Origin of the sequence: Rhizobium sp. BK316 (assembly GCF_014193695.1) — a bacterium.
Taxonomy (GTDB): Bacteria; Pseudomonadota; Alphaproteobacteria; order Rhizobiales; family Rhizobiaceae; genus Rhizobium.
In genome coordinates, this window is sequence record NZ_JACHZR010000001.1 from 1,743,563 (window position 1) to 1,765,695 (window position 22,133).

The 22,133-nt window shown below is 61.3% G+C and carries 16 protein-coding genes; 2 read left to right on the top strand and 14 right to left on the bottom strand.

Annotation, left to right across the window (positions count from 1 at the left end):
* Positions 1–48: 48 nt before the first annotated feature.
* The 3 genes from FHT87_RS07890 to FHT87_RS07900 all read right to left on the bottom strand — a co-directional run bounded on the left by FHT87_RS07890 (position 49) and on the right by FHT87_RS07900 (position 3,414).
* Entirely contained in the window at positions 49–1,374 is a 1,326-nt protein-coding gene (locus FHT87_RS07890; RefSeq protein ID WP_183800806.1) for an ABC transporter substrate-binding protein, read from the bottom strand.
* A gap of 391 nt (positions 1,375–1,765) precedes the next feature.
* On the bottom strand, positions 1,766–3,025 hold the full coding sequence (locus FHT87_RS07895) for an MgtC/SapB family protein (RefSeq protein WP_183726961.1): 1,260 nt from the start codon (positions 3,023–3,025) through the stop codon (positions 1,766–1,768).
* A gap of 32 nt (positions 3,026–3,057) precedes the next feature.
* Positions 3,058–3,414 carry an SPW repeat protein gene (locus FHT87_RS07900; protein ID WP_183800809.1) on the bottom strand — a complete coding sequence of 119 codons (357 nt, stop codon included), beginning with the start codon at positions 3,412–3,414 and terminating at the stop codon, positions 3,058–3,060.
* 180 nt (positions 3,415–3,594) lie between these two features.
* Between FHT87_RS07900 and FHT87_RS07905 the strand changes: the two genes are divergently transcribed.
* A complete protein-coding gene (locus FHT87_RS07905) occupies positions 3,595–4,578 on the top strand; it encodes a zinc-dependent alcohol dehydrogenase family protein (RefSeq protein WP_183726964.1) in 984 nt (327 codons plus the stop codon).
* 9 nt (positions 4,579–4,587) lie between these two features.
* Here the strand turns inward: FHT87_RS07905 and FHT87_RS07910 are convergent, their stop codons facing one another.
* On the bottom strand, positions 4,588–5,433 hold the full coding sequence (locus FHT87_RS07910) for a 3'(2'),5'-bisphosphate nucleotidase CysQ (protein WP_183727324.1): 846 nt from the start codon (positions 5,431–5,433) through the stop codon (positions 4,588–4,590).
* A 137-nt stretch (positions 5,434–5,570) separates the two neighbouring features.
* Here FHT87_RS07910 and FHT87_RS07915 point away from each other — a divergent pair, with 137 nt between their 5' ends.
* Entirely contained in the window at positions 5,571–7,163 is a 1,593-nt protein-coding gene (locus FHT87_RS07915) for a bifunctional aminoglycoside phosphotransferase/ATP-binding protein (RefSeq protein WP_183726966.1), read from the top strand.
* Positions 7,164–7,195: 32 nt separating this feature from the next.
* On the opposite strand, the gene mgtA is transcribed toward FHT87_RS07915, so the two are convergent.
* The 10 genes from mgtA to FHT87_RS07965 all read right to left on the bottom strand — a co-directional run bounded on the left by mgtA (position 7,196) and on the right by FHT87_RS07965 (position 21,961).
* Complete coding sequence (mgtA, locus tag FHT87_RS07920; RefSeq protein ID WP_183726968.1) at positions 7,196–9,814, bottom strand: magnesium-translocating P-type ATPase; 2,619 nt, start codon at positions 9,812–9,814, stop codon at positions 7,196–7,198.
* Between the two features lie 408 nt (positions 9,815–10,222).
* Positions 10,223–10,939, bottom strand: a complete 717-nt coding sequence (locus tag FHT87_RS07925; RefSeq protein WP_183726970.1) for a Bax inhibitor-1/YccA family protein — start codon at positions 10,937–10,939, stop codon at positions 10,223–10,225.
* A gap of 20 nt (positions 10,940–10,959) precedes the next feature.
* Positions 10,960–11,727 (bottom strand): anti-sigma factor, encoded by a 768-nt coding sequence (locus FHT87_RS07930; RefSeq protein ID WP_183726972.1) that lies wholly within the window; start codon positions 11,725–11,727, stop codon positions 10,960–10,962.
* Positions 11,714–12,253, bottom strand: a complete 540-nt coding sequence (locus FHT87_RS07935; protein ID WP_183726974.1) for a sigma-70 family RNA polymerase sigma factor — start codon at positions 12,251–12,253, stop codon at positions 11,714–11,716. The genes FHT87_RS07930 and FHT87_RS07935 overlap by 14 nt, the downstream gene beginning before the upstream one ends.
* Positions 12,254–12,434: 181 nt before the next feature.
* On the bottom strand, positions 12,435–13,685 hold the full coding sequence (locus tag FHT87_RS07940) for an oxalate decarboxylase family bicupin (RefSeq protein ID WP_183726976.1): 1,251 nt from the start codon (positions 13,683–13,685) through the stop codon (positions 12,435–12,437).
* 31 nt (positions 13,686–13,716) lie between these two features.
* Positions 13,717–16,833 carry an efflux RND transporter permease subunit gene (locus FHT87_RS07945; protein ID WP_183800812.1) on the bottom strand — a complete coding sequence of 1,039 codons (3,117 nt, stop codon included), beginning with the start codon at positions 16,831–16,833 and terminating at the stop codon, positions 13,717–13,719.
* A 3-nt stretch (positions 16,834–16,836) separates the two neighbouring features.
* Positions 16,837–18,024: an efflux RND transporter periplasmic adaptor subunit gene (locus FHT87_RS07950; protein ID WP_183800815.1), complete on the bottom strand. Its 1,188-nt coding sequence runs from the start codon at positions 18,022–18,024 to the stop codon at positions 16,837–16,839.
* A gap of 339 nt (positions 18,025–18,363) precedes the next feature.
* Entirely contained in the window at positions 18,364–19,980 is a 1,617-nt protein-coding gene (locus FHT87_RS07955) for an MFS transporter (RefSeq protein ID WP_183800818.1), read from the bottom strand.
* Positions 19,977–21,119 carry an HlyD family secretion protein gene (locus FHT87_RS07960; protein ID WP_183800821.1) on the bottom strand — a complete coding sequence of 381 codons (1,143 nt, stop codon included), beginning with the start codon at positions 21,117–21,119 and terminating at the stop codon, positions 19,977–19,979. Before FHT87_RS07960 ends, FHT87_RS07955 begins: the two co-directional genes overlap by 4 nt.
* An 8-nt stretch (positions 21,120–21,127) precedes the next feature.
* Positions 21,128–21,961, bottom strand: coding sequence for a formate/nitrite transporter family protein (locus FHT87_RS07965; protein ID WP_183726986.1), 834 nt, complete (start codon positions 21,959–21,961; stop codon positions 21,128–21,130).
* Positions 21,962–22,133: the final 172 nt, after the last annotated feature.

The window sequence follows — 22,133 nt, forward strand, 5'->3', positions numbered from 1 at the left end:
CGAGCTGGGCCGCCATTCTGGCAAGAAGGTTGCGCGTCCAGCCGGACACTAGATCTTGCCATCGTCCTCGAAGACTTCGGTCCAGTCTTTCACCAGGCCATCAAGCGCCTCCTGCGCGGTGCCGTTGCCGGCCACGACATAGTTATGAACGCGTTTCTGCATGTCCTGCAGGAGGGTCGCGTAGCTGGGCTCGGCCCAGAAATCCTTCACGATCGCCATCGAGTCCAGGAAAGCCTGGGCATAAGGCTGGCTGGACGCAAAGTCAGGGGCATTCACCACCGATTTCAGGCAGGAATAGCCGCCGAGCTGCCACCATTTTGCCTGCACCTCCGGCTGGGCGAACCACTTGATATACTGGAGAGCAGCGTCCTTCTTGTCGGAATAGGAAACAACCGAAATGCCCTGTCCGCCGAGCTGAGCGAAATGTTTCTTTTCAGCCGGATTGGGGAAGAAACCGATCTTGTCGCCACCCACCTTCTCGTCTTTGTAGAGGCCAGGCCAGGTGAAGGCGAAATTCATCTGCATCGCGACCTGGCCGGATTTGAAGGCATCGGCCGACTCGACCATATAGACATTGGAGCTGCCGGGCGGAGTGCAGCAATCATAGAGCGACTTGTAGAATTCCAGCCCCTTCACCGCATCGGCAGAATTGACGAAGCCTTGCATTTCGTAGGGCTTTTCAGGGTTGTCGTACTGGAAACCCCAGTCATACAGCACGTTGGTTACGCCCATCGTGATGCCTTCGGAACCGCGCTCGGTATAGATCGAAGCACCGTAGACGGTCTTTCCGTCGATTTCGCGCTTCTGGAAGAACTCGGCGATCTGCTTCAGTTCGTCGTAGGTCTTGGGTGCGGCGAGCTCCCGGCCGTACTTCTCCTTGAATTCCTTCTGCAATTCCGGCCGCTCGAACCAGTCTTTGCGATAGGTCCAGCCGACCACGTCGCCCATGGCAGGCAGCGCCCAGTAGTTCGGCGTATTCTTCGGCCATTCCGAATAGCCAACCACCGTCGCCGGCACGAAGTCATCCATCTTGATGCCTTCCTTGTCGAAGAAGTCGTTGAGCTTGACGTAGTGGCCGTTTTCCGCCGAGCCGCCGATCCACTGGCTGTCGCCGATGATCAGGTCGCAGAGCTTTCCGTGAGAGTTCAGCTCGTTGAGAAAGCGGTCGGCATAGCTGGTCCACGGCACAAACTCGAACTTCATTTCGGTGCCGGTTTTGGCGGTGAAATCTTTCGAGAGTTCGACCAGCGCGTTGGCCGGGTCCCAGGCCGCCCAGCAGAGTGTCAGTTGGTCAGCTTTTGCGAGATTGGGCAGCGCCGACGACATGACGAATGCCGAGGCCAGCCCGAGAAGGGCTTTCGATTTCTTTTGCATACGTTCCTCCCAGAACCAAAGCCGGCTCCCCGCCGACATGAAAGTCCACCAATTTCAGAAAATGCCTACATGAACTCCTCAACCCTCATGTTTAGCAATATGTTTAGTAATAGACGTTTTTATAAACATTGCAAGTAACAATCGTCGCGGTCCGGTCATCCACCTCGTGATGATGCAGATTGCCGGCCTGCCGAACAGTTCAGGACCCTGACGTGCCGCGCCGGCGGGCTGCCGACATGATGCCTCGAGGTCGGAACGACGCTATGGGCAGGAGGGAACGCGCCGCATATGATCAATCAATTGAAGGGAGATCGACTGGTGTGCGCGCAGATGGATCGCGGCCGGGATTGCGGGTTGAGAGAGAAACGGGCCGCAAGGTCTGTGTCCGCGCTCATACCAAAAGAAAGCCAGCCATTCCGGCAAGAGCGGCGACGATCGTTGCGATCGCCAGTCGGACTGCAAAGGCGAAACTGCCGATGCTTGCTGCAAGCACTGCTTTCGCAAGAAGATTGGCGAAGGCGGCGACCGCGATGGCGTAAGCAGCCGCATCCGCGGACAGTTGGCCCGATGACAGTTTTGCGACCGAGAGGGTTATTGCGTCGAGATCCCCGAGACCGGTGATGAAGGCAAGGGCAAGCAGCGATTGCGTTCCAAAGACGATAAGCGTCGCCCGCGTCAAGATTATTACAATGGCCAGAACAAGGGCAAAACGCAGCGCGACCATGATCTCCAGCGGGTTTTTCGGTGAAAAATCGGGAGTATCGTCGCTACGCCGCAACGATCCGATAAGGCCACCGGCGATGGCGAAGACGACGGCCGCTGGAGCGACCAACGGTGCAAGCTCCTTCAGAACGGCTGGCCCAACGACGCCGCAGATCAGAAGCGTGCGGGTGAGGGAGACCGCCCCCGCCAGCATTGCGCCGGCCGAAAGCAGATGGGATAGTCCAGGCGTCTTCGACGACTGGCGGGCGAAGGAAAGCGTCAAGGCTGTCGAGGAGACGATGCCGCCGCTTGCGCCCGTCATCAAGATGCCGGCACGTGCGCCGGTGAGCCTGATCAGCACATAACCGGCGAAGGATACGGCTCCGACGAGGATCGTCATCATCCAGAGCTCGAAAGGATTGATCGTCTGCCAGCGATCGATCGGGGCGTCGGGCAGGATTGGTAAGACGACGACCGTCATCGTCAGCAGGATCAAGGCCGCCCTGAGCTCAAGCCAGGTCAATCGTCGAAGGAACCCATGCAGCGGTTCGCGCGCCGCAAGAAGGGCCGTTATCGCAACGGCACCTGCCGCGGTCACCGTCATGTCGGCAACGACGGCGGAAAAACCCAGTACGAAGACCATGATTGCCGCAATGGCAGCCGTTGCGCTGTAATCCTCGTCGCGGGAGGACTGCAGGGTGCTGAACACGAGGATCGTGATGCAGAAGAACGCAAAGATGGCAACGGGCAGGATCGGTCCTGTCATAGGCTGGAGGAATCCGCACAGGCCGCCGAGGAAACTTGAGAGGCCATAGGTTCTGATGCCTGCGACCCTTTTGCCCGGCGCAGCCTCGCGCTCCTGCCAGCCGCGCTCGATGCCGACGAGGATTCCGATCGCAAGCGCCAGACTGAGGCGCTGAAAAGCTTCCATCATTACCAGTGCCGACATGTCTGAGGGTCCGATCGCCGCCGTACGTTTCTTCAGAGGGCTTCTCGCGCCTTCGCGTTGCGAAGAACGGATATGCCGAGAACCATAAGAAAGAGGCCGCAGATCACTGCATTCCAGACGAAGAGCGGCCTTTCGGCGTTTTGCAGCATCCATGGCGAAACAACAAGCCAGATACCGATCAGGAGATTACCCCACTCCTCCCATAGACGGTAGGAGGCGAATGCTGCAGCGCTGAGGATGGCGACGGCGATGCCGCAGACGAGGACATTCCAGGCGTCAACGCCAAGCGGCACGGAGTCCGGACTGAAGCTTCCAAGTGCCCAAGGGGAGGCGATAAGCCATACCCCGATGATGAAGGCGCTGTGGTCTTGCCAGCGACGACGGTCCATTTCTCGATCTCCCTGTTTTTCACGAAAGCCAATCACACCTGGCGGCCTGCCTCATTGCGCCGGATCAAAATCTTCGCGGTGAAGAATTTCTATGGGCGCAAATGGCCTGTTTTTGACAACCGTCAATGACCGTTTGCCGTGGTTTCAGGATCATGACATCCTCAAGATAAGGAGCAGCTTATGAAGGCAATGATCCTGGAAGCGATCGGTGTGCCCCTGCGTGCGGTGGACCGGCCTGATCCGGTGCCGGCAGCGGGGCAACTGATGCTGAAGGTCGAGGCCTGCGCCGTGTGCAGGACGGATCTTCATGTCTGCGATGGCGATCTCGTCAACCCGAAGCTTCCGCTCATTCCCGGCCATGAGATCGTCGGCATCGTCGAGGCGGTGGGGGAGGGGATCGCGCCGTCGCGCATCGGTCAAAGGGTCGGCGTGCCCTGGCTCGGCCACACATGCGGTTGCTGTTCCTTCTGCCGGAGCGGAGAGGAAAACCTCTGCGATGAGCCGCAGTTTACCGGCTACACGCGTGACGGGGGCTTTGCCACCCATGTCGTTGCGGATGCCGATTATGCCTTTGTGCTCGATAGTGCAGCCGATCCCGTTGCCCTTGCTCCGCTCCTCTGCGCCGGCCTCATCGGCTGGCGTTCGCTGAAGAAGGCCGGTGACGGCAGGAGGATCGGGCTCTACGGGTTCGGCGCGGCCGCGCACATCATCGCGCAGATCTGCCGCTGGCAGGGCCGCGAGGTCTACGCGTTCGCACGTCCGGGCGACGAGGCAGCGCAACGCTTCGCGCTCGAACTCGGCGCCGTCTGGGCAGGAAGCTCTGATGAGCCGCCGCCGGTCACGCTCGATGCGGCGATCATCTTTGCGCCCGTCGGCGAACTCGTGCCGGCCGCATTGAAGGTGGTGCGGAAGGGAGGCCGGGTCGTCTGCGGAGGCATCCACATGAGCGACCTGCCGGCAATGCCTTATGCCCTGATATGGGGCGAGCGAGCCGTGGTTTCGGTCGCCAATCTGACGAGAAGGGACGCTGAGGAATTTTTCCCCGTCGCTTATCAGGCAGGTGTCCGGACCCACACGAAAACCTATCCGCTTGCCGACGCCAATGCGGCGCTCGACGATTTGCGCGCCGGTCGTTTGAGCGGGGCGGCCGTCCTGAAGCCTTGAGTGGCGGCGCTATCGGGATGTGGCGACGCCGGTTCCGGTTTCGAGCGCCTTCATGGCGGCAACCACGCGCGCCGCAAGCTGTGGCGTGCGTGCACCAATGAAACCGTCCACTTTTGGTGCGCGATTGGAGCGGTAGGCGAGCGACGATCCGTCAGCCTGCAGGACCGTGCCGCCCGCCGCCTCGATGATCGCCTGGCCAGCAGCGCAATCCCAGATCATCGTCGGACCGAGTCGCAGATAGAAATCGGCCTCGGCGGCAGCCACCAGCGCGAATTTCAGCGACGATCCCATTGCTTGCACGTCGCAGGGCTGCAGTGCCGCGAGAAGGGCTTCGGTCCGTGGATCGCAATGGGAACGGCTGACGAGGGCAATCGGCTGAAGCCTTGGCGCGAGGGGGTACGGGAGCTTGCGTCGAAGGCCTGCGGCTGTCTGTTCGAAGGCAAGCCCGGCACCCCAGGAGAAGAAGAGCCGGTCGCGAGCAGGCGCGTAGATCAGACCGGCGCTGACGCGCCCGTCTTCAACCAGAGCAATGTTGACGGCAAATTCGTCGCTGCCTTTTATGAACTCCTTGGTGCCGTCGAGCGGATCGATCAGGAGGATTGCGGCATTCGTATCCTGACCGGCCCCGGCGGTAGGAGTATCCTCCTCGCTGATAACGGGGATTGCCGGGAATGATGCCAGGCATGCTGCGCGAAGGATCGCGTGGCTGGTAAGATCGGCGGTGGTAACGGGCGTGCCGTCTTCCTTGGTTCTGGTGGCAAGGTCATCCTTCTGCAGCTCGAGCGCTGCCTTGCCCGCCTTCCGAATGATCGGGATCAGTGTTTCGACAAGCTGCCTTCTTGAAGACAGGTCCATCATATCTCCCCGCCAGCTGCACGATGTCGATTCTTTCCTATTCTGCGACGACGATCCGATCATTGATGCGGGTCAATGCGTTGTCCCGGGAGGATCGCAATGCTGGCAAGGCTATATGGCGATTGAAAGGTCTGCAGATGATCACCGAAGACCAGTCGGCAACCATTTCCTTTCTGAAGGACGCGTTGTCCCGGAATGCAGCGCCCGTCGAAACGATCGAGACGCATATATCGCGGATCTTCCTGGCAGGAGAGCGGGCCTACAAGATGAAGCGCGCCGTGAAGCTGCCCTATGCCGATTTCTCCTCCCCGGAGATACGGCTGGCGGCATGCCGCAAGGAAGTCGAATTGAATACGCCGACCGCGCCCGGCATCTATCTCGGCGTCAGGACGATCACGCTGGAGGGTAGTGACAATCTTGCGCTCGACGGCCAGGGCCAATTGGTCGACGCGCTGGTGGAGATGCGGCGTTTCGATCAGTCGCTGTTGCTCGACCGCATCGCCACGTCAGGCGGACTGACACCATCGATGGTGACCTCGCTGGCGAAGGCGATCGTCCGGTTCCACCGTCTCGCCCCGGTCATCCATGATGGTTCGGGCGCGGCCAATATGGCTGCCGTCCTGAAGGTCAACGAGGCCGGTTTTGCGACCAGCCATGTTTTTTCACCCGACGAGGTTGGCGAACTGACAGCGGCCTTCGACCGCCGTCTGACCCAGCTTGCCGGCCTGCTGGACCAGCGTGAACAGGCGGGCAAGGTTCGGCGTTGTCATGGCGACCTGCATCTTCGCAATATCTTCCTGCTCGATGGCGAACCGTGCCTGTTCGATTGCATCGAGTTCAACGATCAGATCGCAACGACCGATATCCTCTATGACCTCGCCTTCCTGTTGATGGACCTCTGGCATCGCGGGCATCCCGAATTCGCAAACCTGGTGATGAACCGTTATCTCGACGAGATGGATGAGGAAGACGGCTTTGCCGCGCTGCCGTTCTTCATCGCCGTGCGCGCTGCCGTGCGGGCGCATGTCACCGCCACCCAGACGGAAGACGCGGGCGAGCGGGCGGCGATGCTGGCCGGCGAGGCGCGCTCCTATTTCCAGCTTGCCCGCTCCTTGCTGCAGCCGGTGGCAGGACGGCTCGTGGCCATCGGCGGCCTCAGCGGGTCGGGAAAGACGACGCTTGCAGAAGCGCTGGCGCCGCGCATTGGTCAGGCGCCGGGCGCGCGCATTATCGAAAGCGACCGCATTCGCAAGGCGATGCATGATGTTCCAGCCGAGACCAGGCTGCCGCAGGCCGCATATCGGCCTGAAATTTCCGCAAAGGTCTATGAGGAGATGGCCTGGCGAGCCCGCCTCATCCTTGCGGAAGGCGGTTCTGCGGTGGCCGATGCGGTCTTCGACAAGCCGGCCAACCGGCGTATGATCGAGGACGCGGCAGAAGAATGTCACCATCCCTTCTCAGCCTTCTGGCTCGAAGCTGATCCGGCATTGCTGCTGCGGCGCGTTGCGGCACGGAGCGGCGGCCCCTCCGACGCGACGGTTGATATCCTGGCGCATCAGCTTGCGCATGATACAGGTGCCGTTGCATGGCCGCGTCTCGATGCCACTCGGCCTGCGGAAAGGATCGTCGATGAGATCATCCATCTCATCGGGACGAATGGCTCAGAACCTGCCCCCGCAAATGCCGAAGCCCGCGCGGTTTCTCCAAGCCATCCGAATACTGTTCTTTGACCGGCTGCAATGAGGATCCGCAGGGGTCGGCTTCACGTCGTTGGTGAACTATGCAGCGGCCCCCGCCGTGAGATATGTTTGCCGTCGCTCCGGTGAAAAAAGAGGCGCTTGGCAATTTCGAGGGTGACGGCAAAGGCCAACGAAATGCCGAGCAGGCTGCCAAGCAGGGGCAGCGGAAGGGGTACGAACCCGAAAGTGCCGGCAAATGGCATATAGGGCAGGGCAATGGCGACAATGCCGATGAGCATCGTCGTTCCGAAGAGCAGCCGGCTCGGCCGGCTCTTCCAGCTTGCGGCAGCGGTGCGCACGATCAGCATGGTTGCAAGTTGCGTGACTAGCGATTCCACGAACCAGCCGGTGCGAAACTGATCGACGGTCGCCCCGATGTAGAACATCAGGAAACCGAAGGTCAGGAAATCGAAGAGCGAGCTGATCGGGCCGAAGCAGAGCATGAAGCGCTCGATAGCGGCGATATTCCATCGCTTCGGGCGCAGCACGTCGGCATGTTCGACGCGGTCCGTGGCAATTGCCATGGAGGGCACGTCGGCCAGAAGATTGTTGAGCAGGATCTGCTTGGCGAGCAGCGGCAGGAAGGGCAGGAAAAGCGAGGCGACCGCCATGCTGATCATGTTGCCGAAATTGGCGCTGGTGGCGATCGAGATATATTTCAGCGTATTGGCGAAGGTCCGCCGGCCGTCGTCGATACCGCGCGCCAGCACGTCGAGATCACGGCGCAGGAGCACGATATCGGCCGCCTCACGGGCGACATCGACGGCGCTGTCGACGGAGATGCCGATATCGGCCTCGTGCAGCGCCGGCGCATCATTGATGCCGTCGCCGAGATAACCGACCACATGGCGGGCGCGGCGCAGGGCCTTGATGATCCGCTCCTTCTGATTGGGATCGATCTCCACGAAGAGATTTGTCTTCTGCGCCCGGGCAAAAAGCGCGTCAGTGCTCATAGCGGCGATCTCGCTGCCGGTCAGGAGATGGGTCGATTTCAGGCCGATGGTTTCGGCCAGGTGCCGGACAACGTAACGATTGTCGCCGGAAATGATCTTGATGTGGATGCCGCGGTGCTTCAGACCGGCAAGAGCCTCCTTCACGCCGGCTTTCGGCGGATCGAGGAACAGCAGGAAACCCTCCAGGCAAAGCTCGGCCTCGTCGTCCTTGCCGAACCCCGTTTTTTCCGACGGGAACCGGCGTGTGGCGATGGCGATCACCCGGATGCCGTCCTCGCTCCAGTTCCGGTAGCGTTTCTCGATGGCGTCGCGCAACGGCGCGTCAAGCGGCCGTGTCATCGCGCCCGCCTTGGCCGATGTGCAGGCGGCGAGGACATTGGCGACGGCACCCTTGCAGATGAGGTCGGTCCCGTCTTCTCCTCCGGTGACGACGGAAAGTCGCTTGCGGGCAAAGTCGTAGGGAATTTCGTCCACCTTGCGGTAGTGCGCCATCTCGTCCGGAGCATTGCCCGATGCAAGGATCGCATCGTCGAGCGGGTTTTTCAGGCCGGTCTGCAGGCTTGCATTGAGGGATGCGAGCAGGCGCACCCGGGCGGACGCCTCCCCGGCAATGTCGACGCAGCTGTTGAGCTGGATGACGCCTTCCGTCAGCGTCCCTGTCTTGTCGGTGCAAAGCAGGTCCATGCTGCCAAGATTTTCCATCGCCTCCAGGCGGCGGATGATGACGCCTTGCCTGGCCATCACCCGGGCCCCCCGCGCCAGCGTGACGCTGATGATCGCCGGCAGCAGCTCCGGCGTCAGACCGACGGCGAGCGCCAACGAAAACAGCAGCGAGTCGATCAGTGGTCGATGCAGCAGGAGATTGGCGACGAAGACGACGAGGACGATCGCCAGCATGATCTGTGTCATCAGATAGCCGAAGCGGCGGATCCCGCGGGAGAATTCCGTCTCCGGCAGCTGACGCGTCACCGCGTGGGCGATCGTCGCGAATTCGGTTCGGCCCGCGGTGGCGACGACGAGGGCGGTCGCCGTACCGCTCCGCACGGAGGTGCCGGTAAAGATGCAGTTGAGGCGGTTGCCGATCTGGGCTTCCGGCGGCGAGATGCCGGGAGCCTTGCCGACCGGAAAGGTCTCGCCGGTCAGTGCTGCCTCGCTGACATTCAGATCCCGAGACGACAGGATCACCGCATCCGCCGGCACGAGACTACCAGCCGAAAGACTGATGACATCGCCCGGCACGACCGCTGCGGCCGGAACTGCCCGTTCAGTGCCGTCACGCAGCACGGCCGCCGACAGCGATATGCTTTTCCGCAGGGATTCGACGGCACGGCTTGCCCCGTATTCCTGGGTGAATCCGAGCAGGCAGCTTGCGAGGACGATGCAGCCGATGATCAGTGCATCATGCAGTTCCCCGACGCTTGCCGCGACGATAGCGGCAAAGATCAGGATGAGGACGAGCGGACTGACGAATTGCTTGAGCAGTGTGCGGAACGCGCCCGCGTCGCCGGCGGCATCGACGGTATTCGCTCCATATACCTGCAGCCGCGCTTTCGCTTCCGCCGATGTGAGGCCGGAGGGCTTCGATTTGAGCTCTCGAAGAAGCTCCGGCAGCGGCAGCGCCCAGTAGGGCCGCTGATTGCCTGTGCTCCTGTCGAGATAAGTGGTGCCGGAATCAGCCGAATTGTCCATGTCGCCGCTCCCTGGATCGCCGGGAGAGCTTGCCCTCAGCACAGGTTGCGACATTGACCCGCGTCAATTCTACGATCACGGATCGTGCGGCATTTTACCCTTGCCGCACCGCTTGCGGGCGCTCCGGCATTTGTCGGCTTCCAGGAACACGAAAAGCGGACAGGCGAGTGCCAGAAGCGTCATCCACGAATCGTTAGCGGAAAATCGACCTTGATCGCGGGAGCCGTGATGGCGGCAAGACCGCGTCCGAAAAATTCTCGATCCCCGCACCAAAGTCGGGAGACAAACGAAAACGGCCGGACATCCAGCCCGGCCGTTTTCGTTTAGGGTAAGCACCCGATCTGCCATCCTGTCACAGATTTCAGACCGGGCGCTCTTGCGCTTCCATTGCCCCCAGAAGCGCAGTCTTTATTCCCGCTCGCCCGTGAAATTGAGCAGAAGCTGGAAGAGGTTGACAAAGTTCAGGTAGAGCGAGAGCGCGCCGAAGACGGCCAGCTTCTGGTTCGATTCCTGATCGTAGTTTTCCGAATACTGTTCCTTGATGTTCTGCGTGTCATAGGCGGTGAGACCGACGAAGACGACGATACCGATCACCGAGATCGCGAACTGCAGGGCAGACGAACCCAGGAAGATGTTGACGATGCCGGCAATGATGATGCCGAACAGGCCCATCATAAGGAATGAGCCCATCTTCGAGAGGTCACGCTTCGTGGTGTAGCCGTAGAGGCTGATCGCGCCGAACATGGCAGCAGTGATGAAGAAGGTCTGCGCGATGCTCGTCTTGGTGAAGACCAGGAAGATCGAGGCGAGCGAGAGGCCCATGACGGCGCAGAAGGCCCAGAAGGTCATCTGTGCGGTGCTTGACGACATGGTCTGGATGCGGAACGAGAAGAAGAACACGAAGGCGAGCGGCGCCAGCATCACCACCCACTTGAGCGGTGTGCTGAAGATCGGCACGTAGAGCGCCGGCGTCGAGCCGACGATGAAGGCGACGATGCCGGTGATGACGAGGCCGAGCGCCATGTAATTGTAGACGCGCAGCATGTGCTGGCGCAGGCCCTCATCGAAAAGGGCCTGTGTTTGGGCGCCGGAGCCGTAGCCATAGCGGGGATTGATCGGGTTCATGACTGATCTCCTCGGTTGAACTAGTAGAGCGATCGGGCAAGCCGTTCGGCTGCCTGATCGAGGTTGGCGTCGCTGTTGTCGGCGATCAGCGCGTAAGCAACGTCGCCGATTTGCCAGTAGGCGGCTTCTGTCTTTTCAAGCGCGATATGGCTGACCGGCTTCACCTCGAAGGCACCCGGCCGGACGGCGAAGAGCGACAGGCGCTTGCCGTCGGTCTCCTCGATTGCCATTTCGACGCTCGGGCCAAAATCCGACGGGAAGATCTGCAGATCGGCAACCTTCCAGCCTTTTGGCAATTCGGGCATCACGATTGCGGTCGCAGCGCGGATTTCCTCGGCGCTGTAGGCCGGCGCCGTCTGCGACGGGATGGTTTCGCGAAGGGCTGCCGTGCGATAGGCGCGCACCGCATCCTCGACATACGCTGGTGTAGGAACCGAAGCGGCGACTTCCGTTGCCGTGAAGGCGCCGAAGGAATTATGCGCCACCCAGCCGGCGGCGAGCAGCACACCAACGGCAGCGATGCGCTGCATCGAATGCAGGATGCGGCCATAGGAAAGGCCACGTTCCAGCCTGCGGGCGGCATCGCGCGTCTCGGGGTGGCCGAAGGCGCTTTCGCCGGCGAGCGCCAGGCGCAATTCGCCCTTCACGCTGAGATCGGCCATGACCTTTGCGGCAATCGCCGGGTTCTCGGAGAGGTAGGATTCCACCTGAATGCGCCGTGCGACATCGAGCTCGCCGTCCACATAGGCGTCGAGATCGGCATCGATGATTGGATCAATCGCCTTCATTGCCGTTCCCTCCAACTAATTTCAGATGCGCAATGCGCGGCATTTTCTCCTCGAACTCCCGCAACTGGGCGCGGGCGCGGGAAATGCGCGACATCAGCGTGCCGACAGGAATGCCGAGCGCATTGGCCGCTTCCTGATAGGATAGGTCCTCGATCGCCACGAGATGCAGCGCTTCACGCTGCTCTTCCGGCAGATCGAAAAAGGCGTTGCGCACCTGCTGCAGGCGCACCGCATGCTCCTGGCCTGCGGGCAGCGACTGCTCCGCCTCGACTGCCGCTTCATCATGGCGGCGTGTCAGCGAGCGGGACTGCCGCACGCGGTCGATATGCGCGTTGTGCAGAATGGAAAGCAGCCACGTGCGCAGGTTTCCGCCGCTGCGGAAGCTCTTGCGCTTCTCGAAGGCCCGCACCAGTGCATCATGCACCAGATCCTCCGCCTCGTCCGAATTGCGCACCAGCGAGCGCGCGTAGCGACGAAGCGCTGCGAGCTGACCGATGACATCGAATGGGCGTTCTTTCCGTTCCATGATTGAGTATACGAAAGCATCGCAGATTTTATTCCGTGCCGATGCGGAATTTTTTTCGAGCGGCCGGAAAGGGCATGCCGGTTTTCCGTAAACGCCAAAAACCTCCGCCACTTGCCATGGCGGAGGTGGTGTTTTGCAGCCTCAATACAAGGGATCAGCCCTTGGGCATGATATTCCGGGGTCAGCCCTCGGGCATGATCCCCGGCTGGTCGGCGGGGAATTTCGCAATATCCTGGACGCTGACATTGAGGTGCTGGGCAACGAGGGCGGCCGGCGTATGGGTCAGCCACGAGGAGAGCCCGACTTCCTGATATTCGGCGACCTTGAAGACGGCAACGAATTGCAGGTCGGTCTTGCCGGTATTCTCGATGATATGGCCCTGGCTTCTTTTGACATAGCCAATGTCGCCGGGCCGGAAATCGGCGGTCTGGCTGCGTGGTCCGGCATCGAACACCGTCATGCGGCCTTCGCCCTTGATCCAGTACTGCCATTCGTCGGCATTCGGATGCCAGTGCATTTCGCGCACGCCGCCGGGCTTGATCGTTTCGATCGCAGCGGCAATCGTCTTGGAAACCTTGAAGATGCTGCTGTCGGCAAGCTGGATCGTGCCTGATGCATTCTGCTTCAGCGGCGCCGATGCCGCCAGCCGATAGGTGAAGGGGTAGGGCGGCAGGCCGGCGGAAGCTACGGCCTCCTGGTCGGCCGAAAGCGGACCTGGCTCCTTGCCCTGGAAGATCCAGAGATCCTGCAACGGGATGTTCTTGAACGTGTCCTGCGGCACGCCGAAATTCTTGGCGAGCAGTTCCGGCGAGGTATGCGCCAGCCAGTCGGTCAGGAGCAGGGTGCCATATTCGGACTGCTCGCCCTCATCGAAGACGAGGACGAATTCGGCGCCTTCAGGCCCGAGACCTTGCAGCGAGTGCGGGTAACCTGCCGGAAAATACCAGAGATCGCCGGCCTCGACGTCCTGCACATAGGCCCGCCCCTGCGGATCAAGCACAGTCACCCGGCAGCGGCCGTTTGTCATGATCGCCCACTCGGCAGCCCGGTGCCAATGCATCTCACGGATGCCGCCGGGGCCAAGGCGCATGTTGACGCCGGAGACCGCTTCGGAAATTGCAAAATCGGATTGCGTCACTTGCCGTGCCCAGCCGCCGTTCTGAATGCGCTTCGGCGCATTGTTGAACGACCCCCAGAAGAGCTGCATATCGCCGACATCGGTTGCCGGCGGATTGCCGAATGAGGGGAACTGGTCATTAAGGGCGGGGTTCTTCGGACCGGGATCGGAGAGCCCGGCAGGATTGGCGTTGATTGCGCCTTCTGCCGGCTGATCGGGATTGCCGAAGCTCGCTGCGTGCGCCGCACCCGCCGCAAGTGCCGTTCCGCCCATCGCTCCGAGCGCTAGAACCGTGCGTCTAGAAAGAGGTTCCATGGTTTTAATCCTTTCGTGTCGATTGGGAGGGTTATTCCGCCGGGGCTTGGGTTGGGGCGCCGGTGGTGGCGTGCCGTCTGCGGCTGACGAATTCGCTCAGTTTTTCCAGGTAGAGGTAGACGATAGGGGTGGTGTAGAGCGTCATCACCTGGCTGATGAGCAGGCCGCCGACCATGGCATAGCCGAGCGGCTGGCGCAGCTCCGAGCCGGTGCCGTGGCCGAGCATCAGCGGCAGGCCGGCAAGAAGTGCCGCCGATGTCGTCATGATGATCGGGCGGAAGCGCAGGAGACAGGCCTGGCGGATCGCGTCTTCCGGCGACAGTCCCTGCTCGCGCTGGGCGGCGATGGCGAAGTCGACGATCATGATGCCGTTCTTCTTGACGATGCCGATCAGCAGGATCACGCCGATCAGCGCGATGACGGTAAAGTCGAAGCCGAAGACCCAGAGCATGGCGAGGGCACCAAGACCGGCAGAGGGAAGCGTCGACAGGATCGTCAGCGGGTGGAAATAGCTCTCGTAGAGCACGCCGAGGATCAGATAGATCACGGCAATGGCTGCAAGCACGAGCAGCGGTTCGCTTGCAAGCGAACTCTGATAGGCCTGCGCATTGCCCTGGAAGGTGCCGATGACGGTTGCCGGCTTGCCGAGATCGGTCTCCGCCTTTCCGATGGCGGCGACCGCCTGGCTGAGTGCGGTACCCTTTGCCAGGTTGAACGAGAGTGTGACGGCCGGGAACTGGCTCTGGTGGTTTACGGCAAGCACAGCCGTCGGCTCCGTCGTCTGCTTGACGAGCTGGTTCAAGGGAACCTGCTCGCCGGTCAGCGGCGATTTGATATAGAGACCGTTGATCGCCAGCGGCGACTTCTGGAACTCGGGGGCGAGTTCGAGAACCACATGGTAGCTGTTCAGGTCGGTGAAATACTGGGTGACCTGGCGCTGACCGAAGGCATCGTCAAGCGTGTCGTCGATTGTTTGCGGCGCAATGCCGAAGCGCGATGCTTGGTCACGGTCGATCGTAAGCGTGACAGTAGCGCCACTATTTTGCTGGTCGGTGGCGACATCTGTCAGTTCCGGCAGCGTCTTGAATTTTGCGAGCAGCTTTGCTGCCCAGTCGTTCAGCTCGCCGGCATCACCGTCCTGCAGCGTATATTGGAACTGCGTGGCCGATGCGCGTCCGCCGACATTGATATCCTGCGCCGGCTGCAGGAAGAGTTCTGCACCCTGCATCTGCGCGAGTTTCGGACGAAGCCGGTTGATGATCTCGCTTGCCGAGGCATCTCGTTGATCTTCAGGCTTCAGCGTGATGAACATGCGGCCGTTATTGATAGTCTGGCCTGCGCCGCTGCCGACGGCCATGCCGACGGTCGCAACCCCGGGATCGCCGGCAACGATTTTGCCTGCCTCGAGCTGGTGGCGCGACATCTCAGCGAAGGAAATATCCTGGGCGGCTTCGAGTGTACCGGTGATGAGACCGGTATCCTGGATCGGGAAGAAGCCCTTGGGAATATTGATGAACAGGAAGCCGGTTGCGGCGAGCGAAGCGAGGAATACCATCATGGTCAGCCGGTGATGGCGCAGCGCTATATCGAGTGTGGAGCGATACGCCGCAAGAAGTCCGTCGAACGCCTTCTCGCTCATGGCATAGAGCCTGCCATGGCGAGCGTCTTTTTCCGGCTTCAGGAAGCGGGAGCTCATCATCGGCGTGATGGTCAGCGAAACGATCGCTGAGACGACGATCGTCATCGTCACTGTGATTGCGAATTCCCGGAACAGTCGACCGACAATACCGCCCATCAGAAGCAACGGAATGAAGACGGCGACGAGAGAGATACTGATCGAAATGATAGTGAAGCCGATTTCGCGCGCGCCGTCGATTGCCGCCTGTTTCGGCGTTTTGTCCATCTCCATATGGCGATGGATGTTCTCGACCATCACGATCGCATCGTCGACGACGAAGCCGACGGCGATACTCAAGCCCATCAGCGAGAGATTATCGAGGCTAAAGCCAGCGACATACATCAGCGCCAATGTGGCCAGGAGCGCCAGCGGCACGGTGACGCTCGGGATCACCGTCACCCAGACATTGCGCAGGAAGATGAAGATCACCATGACGACGAGGGCAATGGTAATGACAAGCGTCGTTTCGACATCCGCCACCGAGGCGCGGATCGTGGTCGTCCGGTCGCTGAGGATGGAGAGGTGGAGGGCGGCCGGTGCGATCGCTTGCAGCTGCGGCAGGGCCGCGCGGATCGCACCGACCGTATCGATGATGTTGGCGCCCGGGAGCTTGAAGATCGGCAGGAGGATCGCCCTCTTGCCATCGGCCCAGGCCGCCAGCTGATCGTTCTCCGGTCCGTCGATCGCCTGGCCGATATCGCTGATGCGGACCGGAGCGCCGTCGCGATAAGCGACGATCGAATCGTTCCAGGGGGCGGCCTTCAGGAGCTGGTCATTATCATAGATTGTGTAGGTATGCTCTCCACCCTGCACGCTGCCTTTCGGTGAGTTGCTGGTGATGCTGGTCACGGCGCTGCGGATATCCTCAAGCGAAAGTCCCATCTCGGCGATCTTGCCGGGATCGATCTGCAGGCGCACGGCCGGCTTCTGCTGTCCGAAGATCAGAACCTGCGAAACGCCGTCGATCTGGCTGACATGCTGCGCGAGCACGCTTTCGGCAAAATCGTCGACTTGCGTCAGCGGCAGGGTATCCGAAGTGAGCGCAAGAACCATGACCGGCGGATCGGCGGGATTGACCTTGCGATAGGTCGGCGGTGAAGGCAGGTCCGTCGGCAATTGCCCCCCGGCTGCGTTGATTGCGGTCTGCACGTCCTGGGCGGCGCTATCGACGTCGCGTGACAGATCAAATTGCAGGGTGATCGCGCTCGAGCCGAGCGTGCTCGTCGAGGTCATCTGGGTGACGCCCGGGATCTGGCCGAACTGCCGCTCCAGCGGCTGGGTGACCGCCGATGCCATGGTCTTCGGATCGGCGCCGGGAAGCTGCGTCGAGACCTGGATCGTCGGAAAATCGACCTGCGGCAGGGGTGCCACCGGCAGGAGAGGGTAAGCGACGATACCGATGCCGAAAAGGCCTGCCATCATCAGCGAGGCGGCGATTGGCCGCTCGATGAACCAGGAGGAGACGGACATAGCCTACTCCTTGCTGGCGGCTTGCGCAGCGGCCGCCTGTTGGATGCTGACATGGGTGCCGACGTCCAGGCGATACTGGCCCGATGTCACGACCTGTTCGTTGCCGGTTAGGCCCTTTTCGATGACGGCGCGGCCATTCTCGATCGGGCCGGGGGTGACCTTGCGCACGGCAGCCGTACCGGCAGCGTCGATGATGTAGACGAAGAAGCCGTCTTCTCCGCGCTCAAGTGCTGCGGAAGGAATGGTCACGGCCTTCTGGAGCGTCTGCTGCTTGACCCTCAGCGTCACGAATTGACCGGGCCACAGCGCATCGTCCTTGTTCTGGAAGATCGATTTGATGCGGATCGTGCCGCTTGCCTGATCGATGACGTTGTCGATGAGTGAGAGCGTGCCTGACGCAAGCTGCTGCGACTGATCCATCGACATCGCCGTCACGTCGACCGGGCCGGCCTTCAGCGCGTTGCGCACTGCGTCGAGATCGTCCTCACGCAGCGTGGAGATCACAGTGATCGGCTGCGTCTGGGTGATGGTGACGATCGGTGTCGTGTCGGTCGTCTGGACTTCGTTGCCGGGATCGACCCGACGTATACCCGTGCGGCCGTCGATCGGTGAGCGGATCTCGGTATAAGAGAGCGACACGTCAGCGGCCTCCTTGGCCGCCTGATCCTGCGCGAGCTGTGCCTGTGCACTTGCCACCATGCTTTGCTGCTGCTCGACGGTTTCCTGCGTGACGATCTGCTGCTGGCCCAGTTTCTGGTCCTTGCCGAGCAGATATTGGGCATTGGCGAGATCGGCCTGGTCCTGCTTGATCTTGGCGGCCGCCTGATCGTCGGCTGCCTGGAAAGGGCGAGGGTCGATGATGGCGAGCACATCGCCCTTCTTGACGGCCTGTCCCTCGTCAAACATCACGCTCTGGAGTTCGCCATCGACACGTGTCGTGATATTGACCGTATAGTTCGCCTGCACCGTGCCGAGACCGTCGAGATAGACAGGTACGTCGGTAACGGCAGGGGTGGCGACCTCGACCGGCACGGCCGGCGAGCTGGGCTCCGGGGCGGCAATGGTTGGCTCAGTCCCTGCAAGCCAGAAGGCTGCGGCCGATCCGCCCGCAATGGCGAGAATGGCGGCAGCAGCAAGGATCGCCGGTTTCCGGCGACGACGGGGTTCAGTCACGATGCGGATGGATGTCACTGCCGGCTCCATGGGCTAAAGGTCGAACGACGCTGCAACGGCCGCCGGCGTTGGCGGCCTCTCAATCTGCTTCCTGAATTGAAGGGCGGGTGCCTGCGCCAGGGGTCAGACTGCCGATTATCGGCAGGCCGACCGGCGCTTCTGTGTCCTGCCGGATCAATTCAATGCGAGAAGGCTACGTCCGGGCGGGCATTGGCGCATCTATACGCAGGTCTAGTTGCCGTTCCCCATAGGTATACGCCTTGCATCCGGGCAGCTGACGGCACGCGGAAGGACCGGCGTGAAAAGCACTCGCACCGGCTCTCTGCGCCTATTCAAAGGAAAATCGAGTGTGGCCGATCAGCCGGCTGTGGCCGGCTGCGTTTCGGCCGTTGATGGGTTCTTCCGGAAATCGGGATGCAGCGGTCCGAAGGGCATGGCGCCCATGCAGGCCACAAGGGCAATGCCGGCAATCGCAAAGCAGAAAGAGAGGATGAAGACGTCGGCATAGGCGAGCACGCTCGCCTGCGCGTGGACTTTTGTCGCGATGGTGGCGAGAGCCTCCAGGTTTCCGTGATGGCCGGTGCCGAATAGCGTCTCCAGTTTCGCCAACGCGGTCCGAAGACTGTCCGAGGATGACGAAATCGGCCCGGTCAAGATATTGGAATGATACTGCTCGCGTTGCCGCAGCCAGGTGTTCAACAGGCTGAGCGCCAATTCGACACTGCCGAGCCGGATCACCTGGATATAGGCGGAGACCGCTGTCGAGCGCTTGGGATCGGAGTTGGCGATCAGATAGACGACTGTCGCAAAGAAGGCGAAGGATTGCCCGGCCGTATGCAGCAGGACGACCGGCAGGAAATTCCACGGCGCCCATGTGATGGAAAGATGCGCCCCCCAGAGGGAACCGAGCGACATGGAGGCCAGTCCCATCATGATGCAGAGCCGCGCATCGATCCGGCGCAGCAGGAAGATCGCAAAGGCAATGAACAGAAAGACCGGGATGACGGCGCCGAAGATGTAGAGTTCGGAGATGGCGATCGGCCGCAAACCGACGACCGTCTGCAGGAAACCCGGAATGGAAATCGCGGCGCCGGAACTGGAAAACGTGAAGGCGATGATGATCGCGTAGCCGATGCCGATGTTGCGCGACAGGATCACGCTCGCATGCGCCCAGGGGTTCGCGACGACGCTCTCGTTGATGAGGAAGCCGATGAAGAGGATGGCGCCGCCTGCGAGCAGCGAGGTGACGATGCCGGAGTTGAACCAGTCCAGCCGGTTGCCCTGATCGAGACCGACGTAGATCATGGTCATCGAGCATCCGAGCAGCATCATGCCGCCCCAATCGGCGCCTTGGAGCAGGCTGAGATTAATCTCCTCCCTCGGGGCGCCGATGATGAGGAGCAATGCGATGATCGGCGTGACGATCACATCCTGCCAATAGACCCACTGCCAGCCGAGATAATCGTCGTAGAGGCCGACCAGCACGAAGCCCAGATTCTGCGACAGCGGCACGCGAAGCGCGTAGATCGAAAGGCCGATCAGCCAGTATTTCATATCCAGATTGCGGAAGATCACCATGATCGTGGCGGGTATGAAGACGCCGAGCAGCAGGGCTCTCGCCGCATGCAGCGCAAACAACGGGACGCTGTCATGGACCATGGGAATGGCAAACGAAATGCAGGCATAGACCAATGTCGTCGGGATCATGACCCGCCGCACGCCGAAGACGGTCGCAAGCCAGGCCACGGCAGACGAGATCAAGATCTGCGGTGCGTTGGCGACGGTGCTGAGCCATGAGGCTTCATCGAAACCAAGCGAATAGGCGCCGCGGATATCCGGCAGACCGACGGCGAAAACGCGGGTGTCGAAGCCGACAACGAAGGAGGCGAGCAGCAGTGCTGCGACGATGAGAACAGGGTGGCTGGTCGTCGTGCCGCTGGTCAGCGGACCAAAGGCGCGCGGTGTCGCGCTCATTGCTCTTGGTCCGACTTCGTATCGACCGTGACGACGGCAGACATTCCGGGCTTGAGCCGATCCAGCAGCGGCTGGCCGGGATCGAAGACGATCTTGACCGGGATGCGCTGGACGACTTTCGTATAGTTTCCGGTCGCGTTGTCGGGCGGCAGCAGCGCAAAGATCGAACCGCTCGCCGGAGACAGGCCGCTGACGGTGCCGTGAAATATCTGACCGGGGAAGGTGTCGATGGTAACGTCTGCCGTCCTGCCTGGGGTCATGCGGGAAAGCTGCGTTTCCTTGAAATTTGCGGTCACATAGACGCTCGGAAGCGGAACCTCCGAAATGACGCTCGTTCCGGCGGCCACCAGGTCACCTTCGTGGACGAGCCTGCGGCCGATGACGCCATCGAAAGGCGCGTAGATCCGCGCATAGCCCTGATGAATGAGAGCCGTGTCGAGCGAAGCCTGCGCGGCGTTGACCTGCGAGCGCAGCAGCGGATATTGCCCGTTCAGCACATTAAGCTGCGCCTTCTGCTGCTCGATCGAAGCGGCTGTCGATTTCACAGAGGCCTGGGCTTGCAGATAGGCGGCTTGTGCCTGCTGCAATAGCTGCTGCGAGGTCGCTCCGCCAAGGCTTGTCTGGCGGTGGAACTCCTGTTCCGTTTGCGTCTGCTGCGCCTCGGCCGATGTGTTCTGTGCCTCGGCCACCTGTACGACAGCCCTTTGTAGCTCGATCTGGTTCGCCAGATTGGCAAGCGACGCGTTTGCCGCGGCAAGATTGGCTTTGGCACCCTCGACCGCCGCATCATATTCACGCGGGTCGATCTCGGCGAGCAGCTGGCCTTTCGTCACCTTCTGATAATCGGTAACCGGCGTGCTGCGGACGATGCCGCTGATCTGGGCGCTCAAGGTGGAGACGTCGGAGCTGACGATGGCGTCGTCGGTCGATTGCGATGCCGCACCTGCGACCCATCGGTTCCAGTCGACGGTTGCCACGGCCACCCCACCACTGACAAGGGCAATGGCGAGAAGCGGAATGGCAAGGCGTCTCAGCGAGATCACGGTTGCCGGCGGAGAGCGGACCGGGTCGGCCGGAATGTCCGGCAAAGGGGACGGTTGTAACGGGCTAAGGCTGGTGATGGTGATCGGATCGGCCATGAGACGCCTCATTTCTCATTGCGGTCGGTGGAGATCTTTGCGCGGACGCGAACCGGGGCCGGCGAGAACGAGACGTGGCCGCTGCCATAAAACTGCAGCCAGTAGCCAAGCGCCATGAAAACCGCGCCGCCGATGAGGTTGCCGATCGTCACCCAGATGAGATTGTGGATTGCCGCGGCAAGCGTGATGTTGGCCGGATGCTCGCCCATCAGCGCCATTGAGAAGGTGAACATGTTGGCGACGCTGTGTTCGTAACCGGCTGCCACGAAGATGGTGATCGGCCAGAAGATCAGCATGATCTTGGCAGCGGCATTTTCCGTGCGTCCCGCCATCCAGATGGCGAGACAGACGAGCCAGTTGCAGAGAATGCCGCGGGCGAGAAGCTCGAGCGATCCAGCCGACATCTTGGCGGAAACAACGGAAAAGAACGCCTGGCTTCCATCGCCCAGAAGCACGCCGCCGCCGGCCAGGTGGAAAAGGCCGGCGAGAACGACCGCGCCGATCAGGTTGCCGATCCAGGAACTCGCCCAGACGAGCAGCATATCCGAAATACGGCTGCGCCGGGTCAGTACCGCAAGCGGCATGTACATCGCCGTTCCTGTGAAAAGCTCGCTGCCGGCAAAGACGACGATTGTCAGGGCGGACGAGAAGACGATCCCCATGACGAGATGCGCCCAGGCCGGATCGGCATGCGCGCCGGCGGTGAACATGATAATATCGCCGAAACCGATATAGGCGCCGGCCATGGCTGCCCCGATCAGGAAGGCAGGAAAGTGGCTACGGACCGCTTCGGCTTTCTCTTCGCCGGACTGGGCAAAGTGATCAATCGAATCCTGATACATGACGGTACCTCGTCTCTCTGGTGATCGAACCGGGCTTCGTCCCGGATGCTCGAGACGTTAGTCGCGCATGCCGCATTGCTGAATCATACCTACGTCTAGGCTGTCTTCAGCCAGGTCCAGACATGTGTTGTCATGCTGGCATGCCGCTTCGGTCGTGACGGATAATCGGGCA